The 22,592-nt window shown below is 66.7% G+C and carries 22 protein-coding genes and 1 tRNA gene; 7 read left to right on the top strand and 16 right to left on the bottom strand.

Features of this window, described 5'->3' with window-relative positions:
* Positions 1-20 precede the first annotated feature (20 nt).
* From hemC to C0R07_RS15355, 6 genes are all read right to left on the bottom strand, one after another.
* Complete coding sequence (gene hemC / locus C0R07_RS15380) at positions 21-932, bottom strand: hydroxymethylbilane synthase (protein ID WP_102789364.1); 912 nt, start codon at positions 930-932, stop codon at positions 21-23.
* Positions 933-1,006: 74 nt separating this feature from the next.
* A complete protein-coding gene (locus C0R07_RS15375; protein WP_019183615.1) occupies positions 1,007-1,735 on the bottom strand; it encodes a LytR/AlgR family response regulator transcription factor in 729 nt (242 codons plus the stop codon).
* Between the two features lie 10 nt (positions 1,736-1,745).
* Entirely contained in the window at positions 1,746-2,792 is a 1,047-nt protein-coding gene (locus C0R07_RS15370) for a sensor histidine kinase (protein WP_070426004.1), read from the bottom strand.
* Between the two features lie 4 nt (positions 2,793-2,796).
* Entirely contained in the window at positions 2,797-3,462 is a 666-nt protein-coding gene (locus C0R07_RS15365) for an alpha/beta hydrolase (protein ID WP_174704364.1), read from the bottom strand.
* 75 nt (positions 3,463-3,537) lie between these two features.
* Entirely contained in the window at positions 3,538-5,445 is a 1,908-nt protein-coding gene (gene mdoH, locus C0R07_RS15360) for a glucans biosynthesis glucosyltransferase MdoH (RefSeq protein ID WP_019183612.1), read from the bottom strand.
* A gap of 495 nt (positions 5,446-5,940) precedes the next feature.
* Positions 5,941-6,120 (bottom strand): hypothetical protein, encoded by a 180-nt coding sequence (locus tag C0R07_RS15355; protein WP_019183611.1) that lies wholly within the window; start codon positions 6,118-6,120, stop codon positions 5,941-5,943.
* A gap of 194 nt (positions 6,121-6,314) precedes the next feature.
* Here C0R07_RS15355 and C0R07_RS15350 point away from each other — a divergent pair, with 194 nt between their 5' ends.
* Positions 6,315-6,704: a DUF2628 domain-containing protein gene (locus C0R07_RS15350; RefSeq protein ID WP_102789362.1), complete on the top strand. Its 390-nt coding sequence runs from the start codon at positions 6,315-6,317 to the stop codon at positions 6,702-6,704.
* 30 nt (positions 6,705-6,734) lie between these two features.
* Here the strand turns inward: C0R07_RS15350 and arsC are convergent, their stop codons facing one another.
* Positions 6,735-7,169 (bottom strand): arsenate reductase (glutaredoxin), encoded by a 435-nt coding sequence (gene arsC, locus C0R07_RS15345; protein ID WP_102789361.1) that lies wholly within the window; start codon positions 7,167-7,169, stop codon positions 6,735-6,737.
* Positions 7,166-7,918, bottom strand: coding sequence for an arsenical resistance protein ArsH (arsH, locus tag C0R07_RS15340; RefSeq protein ID WP_102789360.1), 753 nt, complete (start codon positions 7,916-7,918; stop codon positions 7,166-7,168). Before arsH ends, arsC begins: the two co-directional genes overlap by 4 nt.
* 39 nt (positions 7,919-7,957) lie before the next feature.
* Between arsH and C0R07_RS15335 the strand changes: the two genes are divergently transcribed.
* Positions 7,958-8,284, top strand: a complete 327-nt coding sequence (locus C0R07_RS15335) for an ArsR/SmtB family transcription factor (protein ID WP_102789359.1) — start codon at positions 7,958-7,960, stop codon at positions 8,282-8,284.
* A 7-nt stretch (positions 8,285-8,291) separates the two neighbouring features.
* Positions 8,292-9,362 carry an ACR3 family arsenite efflux transporter gene (arsB, locus tag C0R07_RS15330; RefSeq protein ID WP_428991914.1) on the top strand — a complete coding sequence of 357 codons (1,071 nt, stop codon included), beginning with the start codon at positions 8,292-8,294 and terminating at the stop codon, positions 9,360-9,362.
* 80 nt (positions 9,363-9,442) lie between these two features.
* On the opposite strand, the gene arcD is transcribed toward arsB, so the two are convergent.
* The 4 genes from arcD to C0R07_RS15310 all read right to left on the bottom strand — a co-directional run bounded on the left by arcD (position 9,443) and on the right by C0R07_RS15310 (position 16,349).
* The gene (gene arcD, locus C0R07_RS15325; RefSeq protein WP_102789358.1) at positions 9,443-10,867 is read right to left on the bottom strand and encodes an arginine-ornithine antiporter; all 1,425 of its coding nucleotides are present in this window, start codon (positions 10,865-10,867) and stop codon (positions 9,443-9,445) included.
* A 108-nt stretch (positions 10,868-10,975) separates the two neighbouring features.
* On the bottom strand, positions 10,976-13,576 hold the full coding sequence (locus C0R07_RS15320; RefSeq protein WP_102789357.1) for a methyl-accepting chemotaxis protein: 2,601 nt from the start codon (positions 13,574-13,576) through the stop codon (positions 10,976-10,978).
* Positions 13,577-13,821: 245 nt separating this feature from the next.
* Positions 13,822-15,288, bottom strand: a complete 1,467-nt coding sequence (locus C0R07_RS15315) for a SulP family inorganic anion transporter (protein ID WP_102789356.1) — start codon at positions 15,286-15,288, stop codon at positions 13,822-13,824.
* 176 nt (positions 15,289-15,464) lie between these two features.
* Positions 15,465-16,349: a helix-turn-helix domain-containing protein gene (locus tag C0R07_RS15310; protein WP_070471874.1), complete on the bottom strand. Its 885-nt coding sequence runs from the start codon at positions 16,347-16,349 to the stop codon at positions 15,465-15,467.
* Positions 16,350-16,470: 121 nt separating this feature from the next.
* Between C0R07_RS15310 and C0R07_RS15305 the strand changes: the two genes are divergently transcribed.
* Entirely contained in the window at positions 16,471-18,672 is a 2,202-nt protein-coding gene (locus tag C0R07_RS15305; RefSeq protein ID WP_102789355.1) for a TonB-dependent receptor, read from the top strand.
* 29 nt (positions 18,673-18,701) lie between these two features.
* Here the strand turns inward: C0R07_RS15305 and C0R07_RS15300 are convergent, their stop codons facing one another.
* Positions 18,702-19,739 carry a DUF5694 domain-containing protein gene (locus tag C0R07_RS15300; RefSeq protein ID WP_102789354.1) on the bottom strand — a complete coding sequence of 346 codons (1,038 nt, stop codon included), beginning with the start codon at positions 19,737-19,739 and terminating at the stop codon, positions 18,702-18,704.
* 208 nt (positions 19,740-19,947) lie between these two features.
* On the opposite strand from C0R07_RS15300, the gene C0R07_RS20230 reads away from it, so the two are divergent.
* Entirely contained in the window at positions 19,948-20,070 is a 123-nt protein-coding gene (locus tag C0R07_RS20230; protein WP_302476396.1) for a hypothetical protein, read from the top strand.
* Positions 20,071-20,137: 67 nt separating this feature from the next.
* Positions 20,138-20,701, top strand: a complete 564-nt coding sequence (locus tag C0R07_RS15295; protein WP_146027625.1) for a hypothetical protein — start codon at positions 20,138-20,140, stop codon at positions 20,699-20,701.
* Positions 20,702-20,729: 28 nt separating this feature from the next.
* Here C0R07_RS15295 and C0R07_RS15290 read toward each other — a convergent pair whose 3' ends face one another.
* Together C0R07_RS15290 and C0R07_RS15285 are read right to left on the bottom strand one after the other, a co-directional pair.
* Positions 20,730-21,080, bottom strand: coding sequence for a hypothetical protein (locus C0R07_RS15290; RefSeq protein WP_146027624.1), 351 nt, complete (start codon positions 21,078-21,080; stop codon positions 20,730-20,732).
* Between the two features lie 11 nt (positions 21,081-21,091).
* Entirely contained in the window at positions 21,092-21,274 is a 183-nt protein-coding gene (locus C0R07_RS15285; RefSeq protein ID WP_102789351.1) for a hypothetical protein, read from the bottom strand.
* Between the two features lie 390 nt (positions 21,275-21,664).
* Here C0R07_RS15285 and C0R07_RS15280 point away from each other — a divergent pair, with 390 nt between their 5' ends.
* On the top strand, positions 21,665-22,444 hold the full coding sequence (locus C0R07_RS15280; protein ID WP_167390390.1) for a hypothetical protein: 780 nt from the start codon (positions 21,665-21,667) through the stop codon (positions 22,442-22,444).
* 63 nt (positions 22,445-22,507) lie between these two features.
* Here the strand turns inward: C0R07_RS15280 and C0R07_RS19935 are convergent.
* Positions 22,508-22,590: transfer RNA gene (locus C0R07_RS19935), tRNA-Ile, on the bottom strand.
* Positions 22,591-22,592: the final 2 nt, after the last annotated feature.

Genomic DNA, 22,592 nt, shown 5'->3' with positions numbered 1-22,592 from the left:
ATGCCGGCCAGCGGCCGGCACTACACCGTGAGCAGCTCCCCGGCGCCGGCATCGAGCAGGCCGCGCGCGACGCGCTGGCCCAGCGTCTCCGGATCACTGGCCGGGCCCCGCGCTTCCGCGCGCACGATGCGGCCATCGGCGACCCCGCCGACCAGGCCCTGCAGGAACAGATCCTCGCCCTCCCATTGCGCAAAGCCGGCCACCGGCACATGGCAGCTGCCGTGCAGCGCGCGGTTCATGGCGCGCTCGGCTTCCACGCAGGCACGCGTGTCGGCATCGTCCAGCGCAGCGAACAGGCCCATCACCGCCGCGTCCTCGCCGTTGCACTCCACCGTGACCGCGCCCTGCGCCGGGGCCGGCAACCAGTCCGGGGCGGCCAGGCGCGCCACGATGCGGTGGCCCAGGCCCAGGCGTTCCAGCCCGGCGACCGCCAGCACGATCGCGTCGTAACCGCCGTTGTCGAGCTTGGCCAGGCGCGTGTTGACGTTGCCGCGCAGGTCCTGCAACTCCAGATCCGGGCGCAGCGCGCGCAGCTGGGCCTGGCGGCGCAGCGACGAGGTGCCCACCCGGGCGCCGATCGGCAATGCCTCCAGCGAGGCGTACAGATTTGAAATGAACCCGTCGGCCGCGTCATGACGGGTCAGCATGGCTGGCAGCGCGAAGGGCGCGTCCAGTTCCATCGGCACGTCCTTGAGCGAGTGCACGGCGCAATCCGCTTCGCCACGCAGCATCGCCAGTTCCAGTTCCTTGAGGAACAGGCCCTTGCCGCCGATCGCCGCCAGCGAGCGGTCCAGCACCTCATCGCCGCGGGTGCTCATCGGGATCAGCACCACCTCCAGCCCCGGGTGCACCTGGCGCAGGCGGTCGGCGACGTATTCGCTCTGCCACAGGGCAAGCGGGCTCTTTCGGGTGGCGATGCGCAGGGTCTTCATGGCGCCATTATCGACGCACGGAGGCATATCGACCAACGGTGAGCGCCTGCCGGGCCCGATGGGATCCCCGTGGCCTACAGGTGTTTGAGGTCCTGCTTGAGGCTGGCCACGCAGCGGCGGCTGACTTCCAGCGGCCCGTGGCCATGGCGCAGCACTGCCTGGACCTGGCCTGCGCCATTTCGTCGCAGCTCCACCAGTTCGTGCCGGGCGACCAGGCAATTGCGGTGGATGCGCACGAATCGGGTGCCGAATTCCTCTTCCAGCGACTTCAGCGATTCTTCCAGCAGGTCTTCGCCGCGCGCGTGGTGCACGACGACGTATTTCTCTTCGGCCTGCAGGTAATGGATGTCCTCGACCGGGATCAGCCGCAGGCTGCCGCGCAGGCGCGCGCACAGCAGCGTGCGCGCCTGCTGGCTGGCGGCGGTCGCCGGGCCGCTGCGGCCGGCCAGGAAGGTCCGCGCACGTTCAAGGGCGGCAGCCAGGCGCTCGGGGCGCACCGGCTTCATCAGGTAATCGATGGCCGCCGCTTCGAACGCGGACAGCGCATGCGCGTCGTACGCGGTGCAGAACACCACGGCCGGGCGGGGTTCGAAGGTGGCCAGATGGCGTGCGGCCTCCAGCCCGTCCAGGCCGGGCATGGCGATATCGAGCAGGACCAGGTCCGGTTGCAGTTCGGCGCAGGCATGCAGCGCCTGTTCGCCGTTCTCGGCCTCGGCCACCACCTCGATGCCGGCCTGGTCGGCAAGCAGGGAGCGCAGGCGCTCGCGGGCCAGCGGTTCGTCGTCGGCGATCACCACCTTCAAGACAGTTTCCTCACTGGACCGGGACCGTGATTTCGCAAGCATAGTAGCCGTCGGCCCACGCCCCCGTCATCCGCGCGGCCGGGCCGAAGCGCCAGGCCAGGCGGTGGGCGATGTTGCGTTGTGCGTGGCCTGCGCCCTGCAGCAGCGGCAGCCCGCGGGTGGCCGGATCCGGCGCCGGGTTGCGCACCCGGATGCGCAGCTGGGTGCCGTCGCTGGACAGCGCCAGCACGATCGTGCCGCCGGCAGGCACCCGTGAGATGCCGTGCAGCACCGCGTTCTCGACCAGCGGTTGCAGCACCAGCCGCGGCATCGGCAACGACCATGGCAACGGCTCGTCGCGCAGCCAGATCACCTTCAGGCGTTCGCCCAGGCGCAGCGATTCGATCGACAGATACTGCTCGGCCAGTTCGCACTCGGCCTGCAGGGTGGAGTCGCCATCGCCGGCACCCAGCGCGGCACGGAACAGGTCGGACAAGTCCAGGACCGCGCGCTCGGCCACGTCCGGATCGCGGCGCAGCAGGCTGGCGATCAGGTTCATGCTGTTGAAGAGGAAATGCGGCCGGATCCGCGCCTGCAGCGCATCGGCCTGGGCCCGTGCATTGGCCAGCATCTGCGCGCTGCCACGATCACTGACGTAGAAGTAGCGCAGCGCCAGTGCGCTGATCAATGCGGTCATCGCCGCGCTGCCCAGCGTGAACCGCCAGAAGCCGACGGTCTGGGCGAAGCTGCCGCCGCCGATCACCCCGTACAACGCATGCACGATCGCCGCGCACGCGCCGGCGATCAGGCCGGTCATCATCACCACCAGCACCATGCCCGGCACCTCGGGCAGGCGCGAGAGCATGGCGCGCACGCTGCACAGGCTGACCGTCACTGCCAGCGCCAGCCACAACGCGAAGCCGCTGGCGGACAGGAAGTCCGGCAGCGTCCAGTGGCGGCTGCCATCGGGTGCCAGCGCCACCACCACGACCACCAGCTCGGCCAACCCGAGCATCGCCGCCAGTCGCGGCAGGCGGCACAGCTCGGGCAACCAGGACTGCTGGCGCGGGTCGTTCATGGCGTCAGGCGGCCAAGCGCGCCTCGAGCCAGTTGCCCAGTGCGTCGAGCTCGTCGGCACAGACCTGGTGGGCCATCGTATAGGTGTGCCACTCCACCGGCAGGCCGAGCGCGCTCAGCGTCTGTGCGGTGTGCTCGGCGATCGCCACCGGAATCACCGGATCCTGCGTGCCATGGGCCATGAATACCGGCACGCTGATTGCGCCGGCCACGCGCGCGGCCGCAGCCTTGGCCGGGTCGGGCAGATAGGTCGACAGCGCGATCAGCCCGGCCAGCGGACGGGTGCGGCGCAGCAGCGCGCTGAGGATCACCGCCCCGCCCTGGGAGAAGCCGGCCAGCAGGATGCGCTCGGCCGGAATGCCGCGGGCGATCTCGCGCTCGATCAGCAGTTCCACTTCCACGATCGAGGCATCCACGCCGGCGCTGTCGGCGCGCGAGCGAAAATCCATGCTGACGATGTCGTACCACGCGCGCATCGGCACGCCGTTGTTGATCGTGATCGGCTGCACCGGCGCATGCGGGAACACGAAGCGGATCGCCGGCCAGTGCGGGCGCACCAGCTCGGGCACGATCGGGGCGAAGTCATGGCCATCGGCACCCAGGCCATGCAGCCACAGCACCGACCACTGCGGGTCGGCGCCGGTTTCGTTTTCCACGGTATCCAGCATCAGGCGGCTCCAGTACGATCAAGCCGCATTATGACCGCGCCCCGCTGCAATGGGGCGCTGATCGCGGCAACGCAGGGCTCAGCCGGCCGGGTGCGCCTCGGCAGCCGCACGGCGCAGCTCGGCCGCGCGCACCAGCACCTTGGGCGGTGCCGATTCTTCCGGGATTTCCATCAGGCCCAGCCGGTGCATCCACACGCCGGCGGTGCGCGAGGAGGTGAAGCCCACCACCGGAATCGCCAGCACCATGCCGATCACCACCGGCGCCATCCACGCCGCCAGCGAGGGCGAGACCGCATAGGCCAGTGCCCCCATGAACAGACCGAACACGCTCAGCCCGCCATAGCCACGTGCCAGTGCCAGCCAGGACACTCCGCCATCGTCGCGCTGCTGCGCATCCCAGCCCGAGTCCTTGCCGGCCAGCACTTCTGCCACGCCGCGCGACTGCACGTACATCACCACCGGCGCCATCAGCGCGGCAAGGATGGTCTCCAGCAGCATCGAGATGAAGGCGCGGATCGTGCCACCGCAGCCGCGGCGTTCCACCGGCTCCAGCAGCATGGCCAGATAGCCCAGTACCTTGGGCGAGAGCAGCACCACCATGGTGATCGCGAACATGCGGATCACCTGCGTCTCGTCCTGGTGGCGCCAGTAAACGCCCGGCGAGAGATGCAGCACTTCATTGAGGTCGATGCCGCCCTGGAACAGCGGGATCGCGATGCCGATCAACATCAGCATGGCCCACATCGGCGCGGTGAAGTAGTGACCGATGCCGACCAGCATGTGCATGCGGCTGACCCAGTGCAGCCCCTTGGAGCCAACCACCTTGGCGTGCTGCAGGTTGCCTTGGCACCAGCGGCGGTCACGGACCAGCAGGTCGGTGAGGGTCGGCGGGCCTTCCTCATAGCTGCCTTTGAGGTACGGCACCATGTGGGTGGCCCAGCCGCCCCGGCGCATCAGCGCGGCTTCGACGAAATCGTGGCTGAGCACATGCCCGCCAAACGGCTCCTTGCCCGGCAGCGACGGCAGGCCGGCCTGCTCGGCGAAGGCCTGGGTGCGGATGATCGCGTTGTGGCCCCAGTAGTTGCTCTCCGCGCCATGCCACCACGCCACGCCGCGGCCGATCACCGGGCCGTAGACGCGCCCGCCGAACTGCTGCATGCGGGCAAACAGGGTGCGCCCGCCGACCACCGCCGGCAGGGTCTGGATCAGCCCGACATCCGGGTTGTGCTCCATCCCTGCGACCAGGCGCACGATGGTGTCGCCGGTCATCAGGCTGTCGGCGTCCAGGATCAGCATCTGCGGGTAAGCGCCGCCGAAGCGGCGGACCCAATCGGCGATGTTGCCGGCCTTGCGCCCGCTGTTGTCGCCGCGGCGACGGTAGAAAATGCGGTCATGGCCGCCCACGGCATCGCACAGGGCGCGGTAGGCCGCTTCTTCGGCCTGCCCGATGTCATCGCGCCGGGTGTCGCTGAGCACGTAGAAATCGAAGTTCGCCAGCTGCCCGGTCTCGGCCACTGACTCGTAGATCGCCTGCAGGCCGGCCAGCAGCCGGCGCGGATCTTCGTTGTAGGTGGGCATCAGCAGCGCGGTGCGCGTGTGCACGGTCGGCAGCGGTGCGTCCGGGTCGATGCCCAGCTTGTAGCCCCGATCGAACACGGCGGTCAGGAAGCCCGCCACGGCGCCGGCAAACGACAGTGCGATCCACGCGAACAGGCCCACGAACAGCACCAGCAGGCAGGCCTCGAGCACGCTGATGCCGTTGACGGCCAGCACCTTCCACATCATCCGGCTCGCTGCAGCGGTCATCGCCGCGGTGCCGCCCAGGATGTAGAAACGGCGCAGCCCGATCATCCGCGGCGAGGTGCGCTGGCGTGGCACCTGCAGCCGGCCTTCGCGCAGCGACTGCTCGGGCATCGGCAACGGCGACTCGGCCGGCAACGTCGCCCGGCCGGCATCCAGCGGGGCGTTGAGGGTCTGGGTACTCATGCGCGGTGTCCCTGTGCAGGGCGTGCCAGGCCGGGGGTGCCAAGTGCGGAAGGGGGCGTCCTGAGCCCGGCGTGCGCGCTGGCACGCATGCGTCCTGTCGGTGCGGGCCGGAGACCGGCACGCAGCGTATGTCTGTGACTACCGGAACCCACGAACTCTCCAAACCGACTTGAGACGAAAAATGCGGCTCAGTCTATGGCGCGAAATGTAAGGTGCGCGCGAAGGGCTGACCGGGCATTTCTCCGCATTCAGCTTTTGGATCGAGACAAGTGGAGCGCCCCGCACAGGCACCGCCGCGCAGGCCCTGTGCCATGGGCCTCTGCCCATTCATCTTGCAGGCGGCCGGTCCAGGCCCCGCATGGCGATGGACACCGTTCCAACGGCCCGGGTGCGGGGCCGGATGGGCCGATGTTGCGCGGTTTTCCATCCCGTGGGCGGGGGAACGGGCGTGCGTTTGGACGACCGGCCGCACCGGCGTGCGGTGGCGCGTTGGGCTCAGGCGACGGTGGCGGCGATGGCCAGGTCGGTGTCGACCGGCGGGCGCGACAGCGCACGCGCGCTCACCTGCGAGAACTGCAGCTGGGCAAGCAGGTGTTGCGCCTGGGTGGCGACCGGGCACGGCGTGATTTGCGGTCCTGCCACAGGGCGCTCGGGGGACATCACATCAATGGACATGGTCTGGCATCTCGTTGACTTCTCATGACCCGCGGGGCTTCCGGCCGCGCGGATTGCGCACCCTATCGGAAAACCGGGACGAATGTGTGACGGTGCCCGCAGCCCCTTCCATGCGTCGCCGGAAGCGTCGAAAAATTGGTGCCAATCAAGAGCTTGTCGGTATCATGTAATCGTTTTCAACAAACGATTCGGATATGGATTCCAACACTGCTTCCCCCTACAGCCCCAAGTGGCAGTTCCGCTTCAACTTCTTCGAACAGCACGGCGCCCCCAATACGCCGACCTTCAAGGCGGCGTACAAGACGCTGCCGTTCGGCCAGAAGATCAAGATCAACTTCAACTTCTACGCCCTGTTCTTCAGCTGGATCTACCTGCTGATCGTGGGCATGTGGCGCAAGGCGCTGACCATCCTGGGCATCACTCTGGTGCTGATGGTCGTCGTGGCGTTCCTGCCGGACGTGGTCGGCCGTGCGATCGGGGTGGCCTGGTCGGTGTTGATCGCGCTGACCACCAACTATTCGTACTACCTGGAAAAAGTGAAGGGCGACACCAGCTGGAACCCCTTCGCCGGCATGCGCTGGTAAGCAGCGCGCAGGCGTGGATGAAGAGCCCGGTCATTGACCGGGCTTTTTTGTGGGGCGCCGGCCCTGGGCGTCGATCACCACCTCGCCGTCTTCCTTGCGGAACGGAGCATGCACCGGTGGCAGAATCTCCAGCACGGTCTCCGAGGGCCGCGCCAGGCGCACCCCGCGATCTGTCTGCACGAACGGCCGGTTGATCAGGATCGGATGCGCGAACATCGCATCGAGCAACTGCGCGTCGTCGAGCGCCGGATCGGCCAGGCCCAGTGCGGCGTAGGGCGTGCCCTTCTCCCGCAGCGCATCGCGCACCTGCAGCCCCGCCGCCGCGATCAGTGCGATCAAACGCGCGCGATCCGGCGGGGTCCGCAGGTACTCCACCACCTCCAGTTCGACGCCGGCATGGCGCATCAGCGCGAGCACATTGCGCGAGGTCGCGCAGGCGGGGTTGTGATAGATGACCGCCTTCATGCGCGGTCTCCCACGGCGAGCGGCGGCGGTGGCGGGACCGGCTCCACCACGCCGGCAGTACGGGCCAACTGCGCCGCGTACACGTCGTCCTTGCGTTCACTGTATCGGTCGGTCAGGTAGTCGCTGTGGTCACGCACCAGCAGGGTGAACTTCACCAGCTCCTCGACCACGTCCACCACGCGGTCGTAGTACGCCGAGGGCTTCATCCGGCCGTCCGTATCGAACTCCTGCCAAGCCTTGGGAACCGAAGACTGGTTGGGGATGGTCACCATCCGCATCCAGCGCCCGAGCACCCGCAATGCGTTGACCACATTGAAGGACTGCGAGCCGCCACACACCTGCATTACCGCCAAGGTGCGGCCCTGCGTGGGACGTACGCTGCCTTCGGACAACGGCAGCCAGTCGATCTGATTCTTGAACACCGCACTGAGGGTGCCGTGACGTTCCGGGCTGATCCAGACCTGGCCTTCGGACCAGTGCGACCAGGCACGAAGCTGTTGGACCTTGGGGTGGTCGGCATCCACCGCGTCGACCATCGGCAGCTCGTGCGGATCGAACACGCGGACCTCGGCGCCGAAGTGCTGCAGAAGACGTTCCACCTCCCTGGCGAGCCGCCGGCTGTACGACTGCGGGCGCAGTGAGCCAAACAGAACCAGAATGCGCGGCGGATGGTCACTGGCACGCGTCGACAACCGCGCGGGATTGGGGATGTCGACCGCCGCAGCGGTCAGGTATGGCAAGCGGGACATCGGGTTGCTCCGGATGATTTGTTCGATTATTCTAGAAACATGGAACATAAAACCGCAACCCACGCCCTGGCCGCGCTCGGCCATGCCACCCGCCTCAGTGTCTTCCGTCTGTTGGTCCAGGCCGGCCGCGGCGGCCGGTTGGCCGGCGAGATCGCCACCGAACTGGGCCTGCCCGGTGCCACCCTGTCGTTCCATCTCAAGGAGCTGAGCGCAGCCGGACTGGTCAACGCCGAGCCACGCGGACGCAGCATCTGCTACCGCGCCGATTTCGAGGCGATGAATGGCCTGATCGGTTACCTGACCGAAAACTGCTGCGCCAGCGAGGCGGACTGTGGCCCAGGCGGCCAATGCGCGCCGCCGCGCTGACACCTAGATGACCGCGCCTGTTGCGATGACGACGCCCGCCTCTTCCCGGTTGTCATTCCTGGACCGCTGGCTGACGCTGTGGATCTTCGCGGCGATGGCGCTTGGCGTGACGCTGGGGACGCTGTTCGACGGCCTGCCCGCCGCGCTGGAGGCCATGACCCTGGGCGGCACCAACCTGCCCATCGCCGCGGGGCTGATCCTGATGATGTACCCGCCGCTGGCCAAGGTGAAGTACGAGGCCCTGCCCGCCGTCTTCGCCGACAAGCGCGTGCTGGCGCTGTCGCTGCTGCAGAACTGGGTGGTGGGGCCGGTGCTGATGTTCGCGCTGGCCGCGCTGTTCCTGCACGACCGGCCGGAATACATGACCGGGCTGATCCTGATCGGGCTGGCCCGCTGCATCGCCATGGTGCTGGTCTGGAACCAGCTGGCGCGCGGCGACAATCAGTACGTGGCCGGCCTGGTCGCGTTCAACTCGCTGTTCCAGATCACCTTCTTCAGCGTCTATGCGTGGCTGTTCCTGACCGTGCTGCCGCCGTTGTTCGGGCTACAGCGCAGCGTGATCGATGTCAGCACATGGACCATCGCCGGCGCGGTGCTGGTGTACCTGGGCATTCCCTTCGCAGCGGGCTACCTTGGCCGACGGGTACTGCTGCGGCTGCGCGGGGCCGCGTGGTACGAAACCCGTTTCCTGCCCGCGATCAGCCCGATCACGCTGGTCGCGCTGTTGTTCACCATCGTGGCGATGTTCAGCCTCAAGGGGGGTGACGTCCTGCGCATTCCGCTGGATGCGGTGCGTATCACCATCCCGCTGACGATCTACTTCTTCGTGCAGTTCCTGATGAGCTTCGTCATGGGCCGCTGGATCGCACGCGACTACCCGCGCACCACGGCGATCGCCTTCACCGCGACCGGCAACAACTTCGAGCTGGCCATCGCGGTGGCGATCGCCGCCTTCGGGCTGGGCTCACCGGTCGCGTTCGCCGCCGTGATCGGGCCATTGGTGGAAGTGCCGGTCCTGATCGTGCTGGTCCACCTCGCGCTGCGGCTGGGACGTCGCGGTTTCCCAGACACCACCTGAAACAGCAGCAACAGCAGATCGATCTGCTGACCGAACGGGGGGCGCGCGGCAACCGGGAAGGCTGAGCCGATCCGGCGCGCTCAGGCCAGGTGAAGATGACCTTGGTAGAGACCCCACGCCGCCCAGCAGGCAACAACGATCACGCCCGCCACGATCACCTGCTCGGCCCGGGTGAATATCCGCTGCCCATGCTGGTGCTTGGCGGCGGCGAACATGGCGATGCCAGGCGCATACAGCAGTACCGACAGCAGCACCTGGGACAGCCCGCCGGCATAGACCAGCCACAGCGCGTACAGCGTTGCCAGCCCGGCCACCAGCAGATCGCGGGCCCGCAGCCCGCGCTGCCCGGCATAGGTTTCCCCGCGCAGTGCGAGCAGGGCGCCGTAACCGGCCGAGAACAGATACGGCACCAGGCTCATCGACGCGCCCAGCAGCACCAGGCTGGTATAGGTGCCGGCACTGAACAGCGTGATGATCAGAAACAGCTGGATCAGCCCGTTGGTGAGCCACAGCGCATTGGCCGGCACCTGGCGCGCGTTCTCACGCCCGAGGAAGGCGGGCATCGTGCCATCCCCCGCCGCTGCGTACAGCACTTCGGCGCACAGCAGTACCCACGCCAGCAACGCCCCCAGCACCGAGACGATCATGCCGATGATGATCAAGGTGGCGCCCCAGGGCCCGACGATGGCTTCCAGCACGAAGGCCATCGAGGGGTTGCGTGCATGGGCCAGGGCGTCCTGGCGCAGCACCCCCATCGAGAGCAGATTGACCAGCATCAGCAGCGCAAGCACGCACAGGAACCCGATGATGGTCGCGCGCCCGACATCCGAGCGCCTGGCCGCACGCCGCGAGTAGATGCTGGCGCCCTCGATGCCGATGAACACCCACACCGTGATCAGCATCATGCCGCGCAGCTGTTCGCCCACGCTGCCAAGTTCTGCCGTGCCCCAGAAGTCGCCGGTGAAGATATCGGCCTTGAAACCGACCGCGGCGATGATCAGGAACACCACGATCGGCACGATCTTGGCCACGGTGACGACGGCATTGACCAGCGCGGCCTGGCGGATGCCGCGCAGGATCATTGCGTGCATCGACCACAGCAGCACGGACGCACACGCCACCGCCTGCCAGGTATTGCCCTCACCGAAGGCCGGCACGAAATAGCCCAGGCCACTGAAGATCAGCACGAAATAGCTGACGTTGCCCAGCAGCGAACAGACCCAGTAGCCCCAGGCTGCCGAGAAGCCGATGTAATCGCCGAACCCGGCCCGCGCGTACGCATAGATGCCGGTATCCAGCTCGGGCTTGCGGTTGGCCAGGTTCTGGAACACGAAGGCCAGCATCAACATGCCCAGCCCGCTGATCATCCAGCCGATCAATGCCACGCCCGGGCCGGCGCTGCGCGCGATGTTCTGCGGCAGCGAGAAGATGCCGGCACCGATCATCGACCCGACCACCAGGGCAGTCAGCGCGGTCAGGCCAAGCCGGTCGGAACGGGAGGTCATGTGCTCACCATGCCTGCAAAGGATAGCGCCGATTACCAATGCAGCGCGGTGAGCATCCGGTGAATCACGCGACCCGGCGCGCCATGGGATGTGGCACGCCGGGCAGGATCAGAAGGTCTGCCAGTCGTCCCCGTCTCCGGCCACGGCCGCTGCCGGCATCCGCGCGGTGCTGCGCGCGGGCGCGGCCCGGCGTGCCGATGTGCTGGCCGCGCCAGCACTGGACTGCAGGCGGAAGATCGCCACCGCAGTACCCAGCTGCTGGGCCTGCTCCTCCATCGCACGCGCCGCCGCCGTGGCTTCCTCCACCAGCGCGGCATTCTGCTGTGTGGTCTCGTCCATCTGGGTGATGGTCTGGTTGACCTGCTCGATGCCGGCAGACTGCTCTTTCGAGGCGGCCGAGATCTCGGCCATGATGTCGTTGACCCGACGCACGCCGGTGACGATCTCCTCCATCGTGCGGCCAGCGGTCTGCACCAGTGCCGAGCCCGCACTGACCTGGGTCACCGAGTCGTCGATCAACGTCTTGATCTCCTTGGCGGCGCCCGCCGAGCGCTGGGCCAGCGCGCGCACTTCCGTGGCCACCACCGCGAAACCACGGCCCTGCTCGCCGGCCCGGGCTGCTTCGACGGCGGCGTTCAAGGCCAGGATGTTGGTCTGGAAGGCAATGCCGTCGATCACCGAGATGATCTCGGCGATACGCTTGGACGAGGCCTCGATGCCGGCCATGGTGGTCACCACCTGGCCGACCACCACACCGCCCTGCGAGGCCACCTCGGCAGCACCGGCGGCGAGCTGGTTGGCCTGCACCGCATGGTCCGCGTTCTGCCGGACCGTGGAGGTGAGCTCCTCCATAGAGGCGGCGGTCTCTTCCAGGCTGGCGGCCTGCTGCTCGGTGCGGCGCGACAGATCGCTGTTGCCCGCGGCGATCTCACCGGCGGCCAGGTTGATGCTGCCGGTGGCCTGCTGGATGCGGCCGACGATATCGGTCAGCTGCGCGACCGTGGTATCGGCGTCGTCACGCATCCGGGCGAACACGCCATGGAACTCACCGCGCATGCGTGCCGTGAGATCACCCGCTGCGATGGCGCGCAGCAGCGCGGAAATCTGCTGCAGATTGTCATCACTGACCTGCATCATCGTGTTGAGGTTTTCGACCATGGCGCGGAAGTCGTGGTCGAAGCGCACCACGTCGCCACGCTGGCTGAAATCGCCCACCGCCGCCGCGCCGGCCAGGTCCCCGATCTGGGTATTGATGGCGCGCAGGTTGGCCTTGGTGGTATCCATCGCTGCGGTAAAGGCGGCCTGCTCGCCGGGCAGGCGGCCCATGTCCTGGCTCAGGTCACCGACCGCGTAGCGCTGCATCACGTCGACCAGACGGCGCGTGACCGCGATGTTGGCACCAACCAGCTGATTGGTGTCTTCCACCATCTTGCCGTACTCGCCGGGGAAGGCCTGGGCGTCCATGCGGTAGCTCAACTCACCGGCCTCGTGGCGCTGGGCCATCTCGCCCTGCGCCGCCATCACGGCGCGCAACTGGCTGCGCATGCGCTGCATCGATTCGAGCAGGCGCCCGACTTCGTCGTTGCGCGCGGGCGGCAGCGGCGTGTCCAGACGGCCTTCGGCCACCTCGGCAGAAAGGCGGACCGCATCGGCCAGCGGACGGATCGCCTGGCGGCGCAGCAGCACGTACACGCTGCCGCTGAGCACCAGCGCCGCGCCCAGGCCGACGGCGAGAATGATCCACAGCAACGCACGTGCCTGCGCGGTGATCAGCGCGTGCGGCACGATCACACCGAGCGCGAAATGCTCCTGGCTGCCACCGATGCGCAGCGGCACATAGGTTTTCACGTTGCCGGCGGCATCCGGCTCGAAGGCATCGAAGGTCTTGTCCGCCTTCACCGCGGCCAACACCTGCGTGGTCACCGCATCCTCGCGACGCTTGCCGATCTCGTTCGGGTCCTCCGCGGCCAGCACGATGCCGCCGGGCGAGATCAGTTCAACGTGACCTTCACCCATCGGGCGCAACGCGGCCAGGTGCTTCTGCAGTGCGGCCAGCGCGAAATCCACCGTCACCACGCCGAGGAAGGTGCCGTCATCGATCACCGGGGTGGACAGCGTGGTCATCAGCACCTTCTGGCCACCGATCTCGTACGTATAAGGCTCGGCCACCGTCTGCCGCTTCAACTCCTTTGGCTTGAGATACCAGTCGCCGTCGCCGGGCACGTCGTAGCCCTTCAGCGCATCCTGCATCGGCGTACCGTCGTGCCAGGCCCAGTAGCTCATGAAGCGGCCGGTATCATCGTGTGCCTCGGCACCGACGAACTCGGTGTCCTTTCCATCGAAGGCTTCCGGCTCCCACAGCGTGCCGAACCCGACCCACTCCGGGTGTACCTGCACCTGCTGGTGGATCACGGCGGCGACCGTCGCCCGCGACAGCGTACCCGCGGCGCGCTGCACCAGCAGGTTCTGCGCCAGCGCCTGGCTGGTGGCGAAGGCACTGGAAAGATCACCACTCACCCGCAGCGCTTCGGCCTGGGCCTCGCTCTGCATGGTGTGGCGTGAGGCATCGACCAGCGACGCGCTGGCTTCGCGATAGCTGATGGCGGCGGTGACACCGAAGCAGAGCATGGCGATCAACGCCGTACCCAGCATCAGTCGGTTGGCGATGCTGCCAGGGCGCTTGGACGCGGTGGGGCGGGACACGGGCATGGGGGGCGGTTCCGGAAAAAGGGCATACCGGCGGACGCACGCGTGCGCCGCCACGGAAACACGCAGTCCATTGCGGGCCGGCACGCGCGCGGTGTCATCACGGCGCGGCCAGCAGGGATCGATGCCACCGCCCTGCTCTGTGGAGATACCACCTGCCGGCACCCTGACGGCGCCGGCCCAGAGAAGGGACTCAGCTGGATAACGGCGTGATCGGCCCGATGTTTAGCGCCGCTTCCTGACCGTGTTCAGTGAACGCCCGCGCCGCTCTCGCCACGCCCCAGCCGCTCCACCAGCGTCTGGCTGGCGGCATTGAGTCCGATCACCTCCACGCTGGCGCCACGCGCGCGCAGCTTGCCGGTCACCCGCTCCAGTGCACCGACCGCACTGAGATCCCAGAAGTGCGCGCCGCTCAGATCGATGGTCACGCGCTCAGGCACATGCAGCAGGTCGAAGGCCGCCGCGAACTGCCCGGCCGAGGCGAAGAACACCTGCCCGCGGACCGTGTAGACACGGCTGCCGTCGGCGGCTTCGGCATCGGCGATGTCCAGCATCCGGCCGACCTTGCGGGCAAAGAACAGCGCCGACAGCAGCACCCCGGTGAGCACGCCCTTGGCCAGGTCATGCGTGGCAACCGTCACGATCACCGTGCCCAGCATCACCAGCGAGGAGCTCTTGGGATGCAGCCGGAACTGGGCGAACGAGCGCCAGTGGAAGGTGCCGATGCTGACCATGATCATCACCGCGACCAGCGCGGCCATCGGAATCTGCCGGACCCACTCCGCGCCGTAGACCACCAGCAGCAGCAACAGCACGCCCGCCACCAGGCAGGACAACCGGCCACGGCCGCCGGAGGACACATTGATCACCGACTGCCCGATCATCGCGCAGCCGCCCATGCCGCCGAACAGCCCGGCGGTGATGTTGGCCAGGCCCTGTCCAGCGCACTCACGGTTGCGCTGGCTGGGGGTGTCGGTCATGTCTTCCACGATCTGCGCCGTCATCATCGACTCCAGCAGCCCCACCACCGCCAGCGTGGCCGAGACCGGCAGCAGGATGCGCAGGGTCTCCCAGGTGAGCGGCACATCGGGGAGCAGGAAGGTCGGCAGGCTGTCCGGCAGCGCGCCCATGTCGCCGACGGTGCGGATGTCCAGGCCCAGCCAGATCGACAGCCCGGTGAGCACCACGATCGCCACCAGCGGCGAAGGCACCGCCCGGGTCAGCAGCGGCAGCAGGTAGATGATCGCCAGACCGGCCGCGCACACGGCGTACACCGTCCATGGCATCCCGATCAGCTCGGGCAACTGCGCAAGGAAGATCAGGATGGCCAACGCGTTGACGAAGCCGGTGATCACCGAGCGCGAGACGAAGCGCATCAGGGCACCCAGCTTGAGCGCGCCGGCGACGATCTGCAGCAGCCCGGCCAGGATCGTCGCGGCCAGCAGATACTGCAGGCCGTGGTCGCGGACCAGATCGACCATCACCAGCGCCATCGCGCCGGTGGCCGCGGAGATCATGCCCGGCCGGCCGCCGGCGATGGCGGTGACCACGGCGATGCAGAACGAAGCGTACAGACCGACCTTGGGGTCGACCCCGGCAATGATGGAAAACGCGATCGCTTCGGGAATCAGCGCGAGGGCGACCACGGCGCCGGACAGCAGATCACCGCGGATGTTGCCGAGCCATTGCTGGCGCAGCGGATAGGACACAGACATGGACAGACTCCACGCACCGGCGATGCGCACGGCGCGTTGTGTGATGAAGACAAAGCACTCCCTGAGCCAGCGCAAGGGCCGGCGCGTCGTCAACGCGGTATCAGGGTGGCGTCATCACAAGGGTCCTGCCGGGGCAGTGGAAGCGGCGCGCAGGATAGCGCAGTCCTCCGATGGCCTCAAACATGGCCAGCCAGTTCACCTCGCGCGTTGCCTGCCCAGCGCGACGGTGGCTGCCCGGTCACCCGCCGGAACGCCGCGGCGAACTTGCCGGGGTTGGCATAGCCCATCGCCAGGGCGACCTCGGTGACGCTGCGGCCGGCCAGCAGCATCGGCTTGGCCGCTTCCATCCGGCGCCAGGTGAGGTACGCGTAGGGCGTCATGCCGGTCGCCAGCCGGAAGCCACGACTGAAGCCACTGGCTTCCTGCCCGACTTCCTGCGCCATGCGGGCGACGCCCAGATCGTCGCCGAGATGGGCATCGATCAGTTCCTGCACGCGCTTGACGTGCGCCGGCGACAACGCGCGTCGCGTCGGGGGCGACGCAACCGGAAGTCCCGCCAACCGCTTCAGCACCAGATCGACACCGTGCTCGAAGAACGCGGCTGAGCCTGCATGCGCTTCAGCGCAGTGCCATAGCGCCCCCATCACCGAGGCGATCACCGGGTCCCCATGCAGCGCCGATGCTGCGCGATGCAGCTGCTCCAAGCGCACGTCGTGCCCCTGCAGATGCCGCGCGTCGATGGCCAGGCCCAGCAGCGCCAGCGCTGGGCTGCGGAATTCGCCTGGGCAGTCCGGCAACACAACATTGAACGCGCCTGCGCACCAGGGCTGCGCGATGCGTCCGAGCGCCGTGCGCTGATACAGGGTGCCGCCGCCCGCCGTGAGCAGCCCGATGCGCAGCGCACCACCCTCACCCATCGTGCCCTGCGCCGCCGCAAACGCATGGCGGAGCATCAGCACCGAGCCGTCGGCGCTGCCGACGCAGGCGTCCAGCGGACGGCCGGCTTCGGCCGCCACACGGGCGGCCACCGCTGTCGCTGGCGTGGCAGTGGCGCAGGTCATCAGGTGTCCAGTTCTGGATCCGCCCTGCCGGGAATGGAGCGGCAGCACCTCATTGTTACACAATAACATTTGCGATTCCTCCCCATCACCGTGGTGCGCGCCACCACCCCAGAGGCTCCTCGTGAAACACGCTGTACTTGCCGGCGCCGTGCTCGCCGCGCTTCAGTTGCTGCCCAGTGCGCCCGCCCAGGCCCAGTCCACCCCACCCGCCAAGGCCACCGAGCTGGACGGCATCGTGGTCACCGGCAGCAAACGCGATACCCCGTACCTCAAGAGCGACATGTCGGTCACCGTGCTCGACCGCGAAGCGCTCAAGGAAGCGCACGTCACCGAGTTCCGCGACCTCGACAAGCTGGCGCCGAACGTGAAGTTCAACGTGATGGGCCAGCTCAGCGACATGTTCATCTCCATCCGCGGGATCGAGTCGAACCCGTTCCTGGTCAACCGCGCCTCGGTCTACATCGACGGCATCCCGTTCCGCGAACTGAGCAACGCGGTGTTGAACCATGTCGAGTCGGTGGAGATCCTGCGCGGCCCGCAGGGCACGCTGTACGGGGCGAACAGCGAATCCGGCCTGGTGCTGGTGCGTACGCGCGCACCGTCGGCGACGACCGAAGGTGAGGTGAATGTCGGGCTGACCTCCTTCGGCAACGGCCATGGCAGCAGCGTGGATGGCTTCCTCGGCGGCGGACTGGGCGACAGCGACCGGCTGTTCGGCTCGGTCGCGTTCATGGCCTCGGACGAAGACAGCCACCTCAAGAACCTCACGCCGTTCAATGGGGTCAAAGGCAAGGTCAAGGAGACCTACCTGCAGGGCAAGCTGCGCTGGAAGCCGACCGATACGCTGGCCATCAACGCGATCGCCTACCACTTGGGCACGCGTGCGCCCGGGATGTTCGAGTATGAGTACCTGCCGTTGGATGTGGGGCTGTACAACCGCACCTATGGCGATCTCTACAACGGCGGCCGCCGTGCGGGTGACTTCACCTACATCAACGATGCGCCCAAGCGCACCACCAGGAATGAAACCGTCGCCGGCACCAGCGCGCAGTGGCAGCTCTCCGGCGGCACCCTGGATGCCGCGCTCTCCTACCGGCAGGAGGAAGACACCTCCGCCGGCTACGACTTCGACATGACCGCCACACCCGCGCTGGCCGGCCGCATCTACGACAAACAGCACAGCTGGAACGGCGAGCTGCGCTTCAGCTCCCCCAGCGATCAGGCCCTGACCTACATCGCCGGCGTCTCCACCTACCGGCATCACAAGGATTCCATCCTTGGTACCCTGGTCGGCCCCCCGCTTCGCGGCCTGGGCAGCTATGACCTCGCTCCGCTGCAGGGCTCGGATGGCCAGGACTACAGCGTGTTCGGCACGGCCAGCTACACCCCACCCTCGCTGCCGAAACTGACCGCCAGCGTTGGCCTGCGCCATGAGCAGGCCAAGCGCTCCACCCGCCAGCGCGAAGGCACGCTCGATCTGGGCCCGGGCGGCCTGGTGTTCTATCGCGATGCCGAGCTCGCACACACCTTCACTGCCACGCTGCCACGCGTGTCACTGCGCTACGACGCCAGCGACACGCTCTCGTTCTACGCCGCATCCGCCAAGGGCTACATTCCGGGCGGCTTCAATCTGGCGGCCGCGCAGAGTGACGTCGTCAACGACAAAGTGCTGCGCTACGAATCGGAAATGATGTGGAGCCACGAGCTCGGCTTCAAGATGAACGTGCTCGGCGGGCGGGGGCATATCGGTGGCGCGGTGTTCCACATCACCTCGGACAACTGGCAGGAAATCCAGCTGGCCACCGATGCCAACGGCCGGCCGATCTCCTCCGACTACGTAGGCTCGGATGCGTCCATCCGCTCGCGCGGTGTGGAGCTGGAAGGCGCGCTGGAGGTGCTGCCAGGCCTGACGCTGACCGCCAACGCGGGCTACGTGGACGCCGATTACCGCAAGCTGTTCGTCGGCGCCAATGAAAGCCTGGCCGGCAACGACGTCAAACTCACTCCGCAGTACACGGCGTATCTCGCCGCACGCTACCAGCACCGCTCCGGACTGTTCGCGCGCGTGGAGTCATCGTTCAATGGCCGCATGGCGCTGGACGAACGCAATCGCGCCTACCAGCCGGCTGTGGCCATCCTCGGCGTGCAGCTCGGCTATGAAACCGGGCCGTGGAGCACGCGCGTGTACGTCGACAACCTGACCAACAAGCGGCGCATCAACGGGTTGATCTTCGACAACCTGGCGTTCGGCCGTGACGGCAACTACTACGGTCCCATCGACCGCCCGCGCATCGTCGGTGCGGAAGTCGGCTATCGGTTCTAAGGCAGCGTGGAGGGTGCTGCGGCGCCCTCCTACTCCTTGAGAACGTCCTGTGCCTCCACGATATCCACCCCCGAGACCTGCCCCAGCCAGCCATCAAACCAGGGCTTGTGCGAAGCGCCGACGATGGACAGGACGCGGGAACCGGGGTGGTCACGCACAACCTCGAGAATGTTGGCGACCATGCGCAGATTGCGGATTTCCCAGCCCTGCACCCAGATCTGGGGGTAGTGCTGCGGTGACACGGCGGCCAGTGTCGGGCGCACGTTGGACTCGGCGAGCACCTGCAGCGCCGCGGGATCGTTGACGCTGCGATACAGCGAGAGCAGATCGTTGGACGCGATGAAGGCCGCTTCGCGTTCCGTCATGGCATCGAACGTGGGGCCATACCCACTCCACGCCTGCTGGAGCGCCGCGCTGAACGCCTTGCGGTCGGCGATCTGGTGATTGTCACCGGTATGGTCGTCGACGGCGTACACGCGCTGCAGACCGAGCCGCGCGGCCAGGACCGCAGCGATCTGGTAGCTCTCGTTCTTGCGCGTTTGAATCTGCTTGAGCAGCTCGACGAGGCTGCCGTCCAGGCCGTCGCCCGCGCGTCGCTCGGCCACGGGCAGCTGCAGCCACTGCACGTAGACAGACGCCCGTTCGCCAGCGGCAAGGAACAGGGCGGCCAGTTGGCGACGCTGCGCGGCGGTGGGGGCAGCCGGCCAGGCCGCCAACGTCCTGTTGACCTGTACGATCGCCGCCGGCACCTCCAATCCCGTGGCCGTCTTCGCGGTGTCCGTGCTGGCGCAGTAGTCATCGCCGTAGACCGCCGCATGGCGCTTGGCCAGATCGCACTGCTCGCCGCTGATGGCTTCGATGGTGATGTAGCCGGGCTTGAAGGCCGCCAGCCTGTCCAGCAGCGGATCCAGCGCCTTGGGATCGAAGGCCTCGTGCTCGCTCAGGTGCACGCTGCCCAGCACGAGGACCTCGGTGCGTGGGCCGACCATGTCCTTGTCCAGCGCCGCAAGGTCCACAGCCGCGTACGTAACCGCGGGGAGCAGCGTTACCAGGCAGCCGCACAGCATTGAGTAGCGTCGCTTCATCATCCATGGCCTGAGAGGTGGTTGACGGATGTTTTAGCAAGGCGCCGGTACCGCGACACCTGCCGAATGACACGGGGACCAAAGGCGCCGTGCGGGAGTTAGTTCCGGCTTATGGGCGCCACCACCCAGTTCCCGATGCCGCCTACTGACAAGATAGTAGGATTGAAGCAACCAACGGAAGGTCTTACGCATGGGCAGTTTCAGTATCTACCATTGGATCATCATCGTCGGCTTGATGCTCATCCCGGTCGCTATCGCAGCGGTGATCGCCATCGTCGTCCTCAGCCTGCGAAAGAAGCCACCCAACCGCTGACGAGCGCCCCCTGCCGGGTCAGAATGGCCGGCTCCCCGCGTGTTGCGGGTGTCTCAAGGGATCCGGCATGGCGACAAGGAACACCAAGGTCGAGTGGCTCAAGGGGATGATGCTGCTCATCTTCTTTGCCATGCTGTTCGGTATCCCCAACAGCTCACCCTGGTTTGGGCTGGTGTTCGTGTACCTGCTGGCCGCCGGGCTGTTCATCGTGGGCAGCATGCTGTGGATTGCCTTGCGCAGCCGCCGCGCAGCGCTGGCCTTGAGCCGCACGCCAGCCAAGCGCGCCCTTCACACCCGCGAGGTGAAGGCGCTGGAGTGGTTCGGCCAACCCGAGCGGATCGTCTGGCGCATGCCGCGCGGCAACGTGATCGACCTGATCAAGGCGGCACGGGCCGCAGGCAGCCGTCCGGTGGTGCGCACACTGTGCGGGCCGTATCGCGTGATGGTGCGCGCCCGGCATCACGAGCGACATGACTTCATCGGCGAGGTGGAGGTACTCATGCTGCCGGGGGCGGATCGCTCCCTGCGCGAGAACAACGAGGCCGACGTGTTGCTGTGCGGAACGTTCGCGGTGGTGCTTGCGTTGAATGGTTCGTGGCGGATCGACCAAGCGCCATCGCTGTTGCGATGACGCGCGTGCGCATCGCGTTGTCGTTCAATCAGTAGCGCGGCTTGATCGGCTCACTGGAATCCAGGTACCCGGCAGCGAGAGCCTTCTCGCAGGCGATATAGCCTGCGTTGACCACGCGCCCCTGCGCGTTGAAGGCCACATAGTAGGGCGAGCTGTTGCCGCGGTTGCGCAGGAGATAGTTGTAACAGACGCCGTTGATGCCGGGGAGCACCATTGCGTCCTGCGGCCGTCCCGCGGCGCTCAGGACCGACTCGCGGCTCGCCTCCTGCTGCAGCGAACTCATCACGACCGGATTACCGCGGTCATATTGAAGAACGCTGGGCATGCATGCGGACAGACTCGCGGAGACACCACACGCCAGCAGGATCGCCTGGGTCATGGGGACGGCGCTCACTGCCGGCGCGCACGTGCGGCCGCCGCATTGGCGTCGCGGATGCGCTTGTGGCGCGCCTGCTTGTCGTAGTCGTCCTTTGCCTGCATCACGCCACCGGCGGCCTGGATCCAGCTGCTGGTCGTACACCCGGACACAAGCAATGACGCGGCAAGGGCTGCCGGGATGATGAGAAACTTCATGATTCAACCTCTCTGAAAGCCAATCGGCACGTGGCCGATGGAAAACTGCGCCGCACTACCGGCAAGCGCACATGAAGCGATGCGAAAAACCACATCGCGAAATCGGCAAAGCCATTGCTGGCGCCGCAAACCGGGGCGGAACAATAGTTGACACGCACTTAACAAAAACGAAATCTGCCGTGTTTCTATCTTTGTATATTCCTATTCCATGCGATTTCATATGCGGTGCGGGACCTCGCCACAGAAGTTTCCGGTGAAACATTCAATGCCGCGCCGCCAACGGGCTCATGGTCGTTGGCATCCGATCCTGGCTGTAGCGTGCTGAGAGCAGCAGATGCCGTATACATCTACGCTCAGCCGATGCTGGGTTTTCAGGGGACCGGATACACGATGAAACGCACGATGGTTGTAGCGGCGTCTGTCATGGCTGTCGCGTTGTCAGCAACCGCTGGACTATCGCTTACCCGGCAAAACCCCATGCCCTTGCCAATCTCTACTGGCGGAGCAGCGCAAGCTTCTGACCCGGCTGCGCGATCAGATCAGGAAGCATCCAGAACGCCAGGCCTGATGAACCAGACGACCAGACCTTCGGCGAAGGCAGGCGGCGAGCATCCTGCCGATGCCAGTGCCACGTCGGCATACGAACTGGTTGAAACAGATCTGCGTTGTCAGATTGATCGCGAGGCCTCCGCCACCGCGGGTCACATCAGGAGTACGACCGACGAGCTGTGCCGGGATTTTTGGCTTGAGCCGCTGAGTCCCGAAGAGGTGTTCACCGCGATCACCCATGCCGCCGAGCATGGAAACATCCGCGCCCAGCTCGATTACGCGCTATACGCTTCGAGGATCTTTGAAGACGAACGTAACTCGCTGGATCCGGATCTGATCCGCGACTACAAACAGAACACCGTCAGATTCCTCGAGTCCGCTGGAGCGGCCGGCGAATCAAACGCGTACGTGCGTTTGAGCGACATCTACAAGAACGGCATATTGGCCTCGAAAGACCCGGTCATGGCTTATGCATACGCGGAAGCATTCTTCCGCACAGGTTCAAGTCGGTATGGCGCCTCGTTCTTGAACAATGCCGCAGCTGGCCTGGACGGCGCCCAATTGCGCCGCGGCAAGGAACTCGCAAATCACCTTCTCAGCCAAAGAAGTGCATCGCCGTGACCATGGAAGGGGCTGTCGCACCTTTGCATAGGCAGCGCGGTTGCTGCCAGGCGCCTGATTCAATGGTGGGCCCACCAGGATTCGAACCTGGAACCAAAGGATTATGAGGCCTCTACAGGGCTTCCATGACCTTCCATGACCGGCCCCA

Source organism: Stenotrophomonas bentonitica (assembly GCF_002887735.1).
Taxonomy (GTDB): domain Bacteria; phylum Pseudomonadota; class Gammaproteobacteria; order Xanthomonadales; family Xanthomonadaceae; genus Stenotrophomonas; species Stenotrophomonas bentonitica_A.
This window is presented reverse-complemented; position numbering and strand designations above follow the sequence as displayed.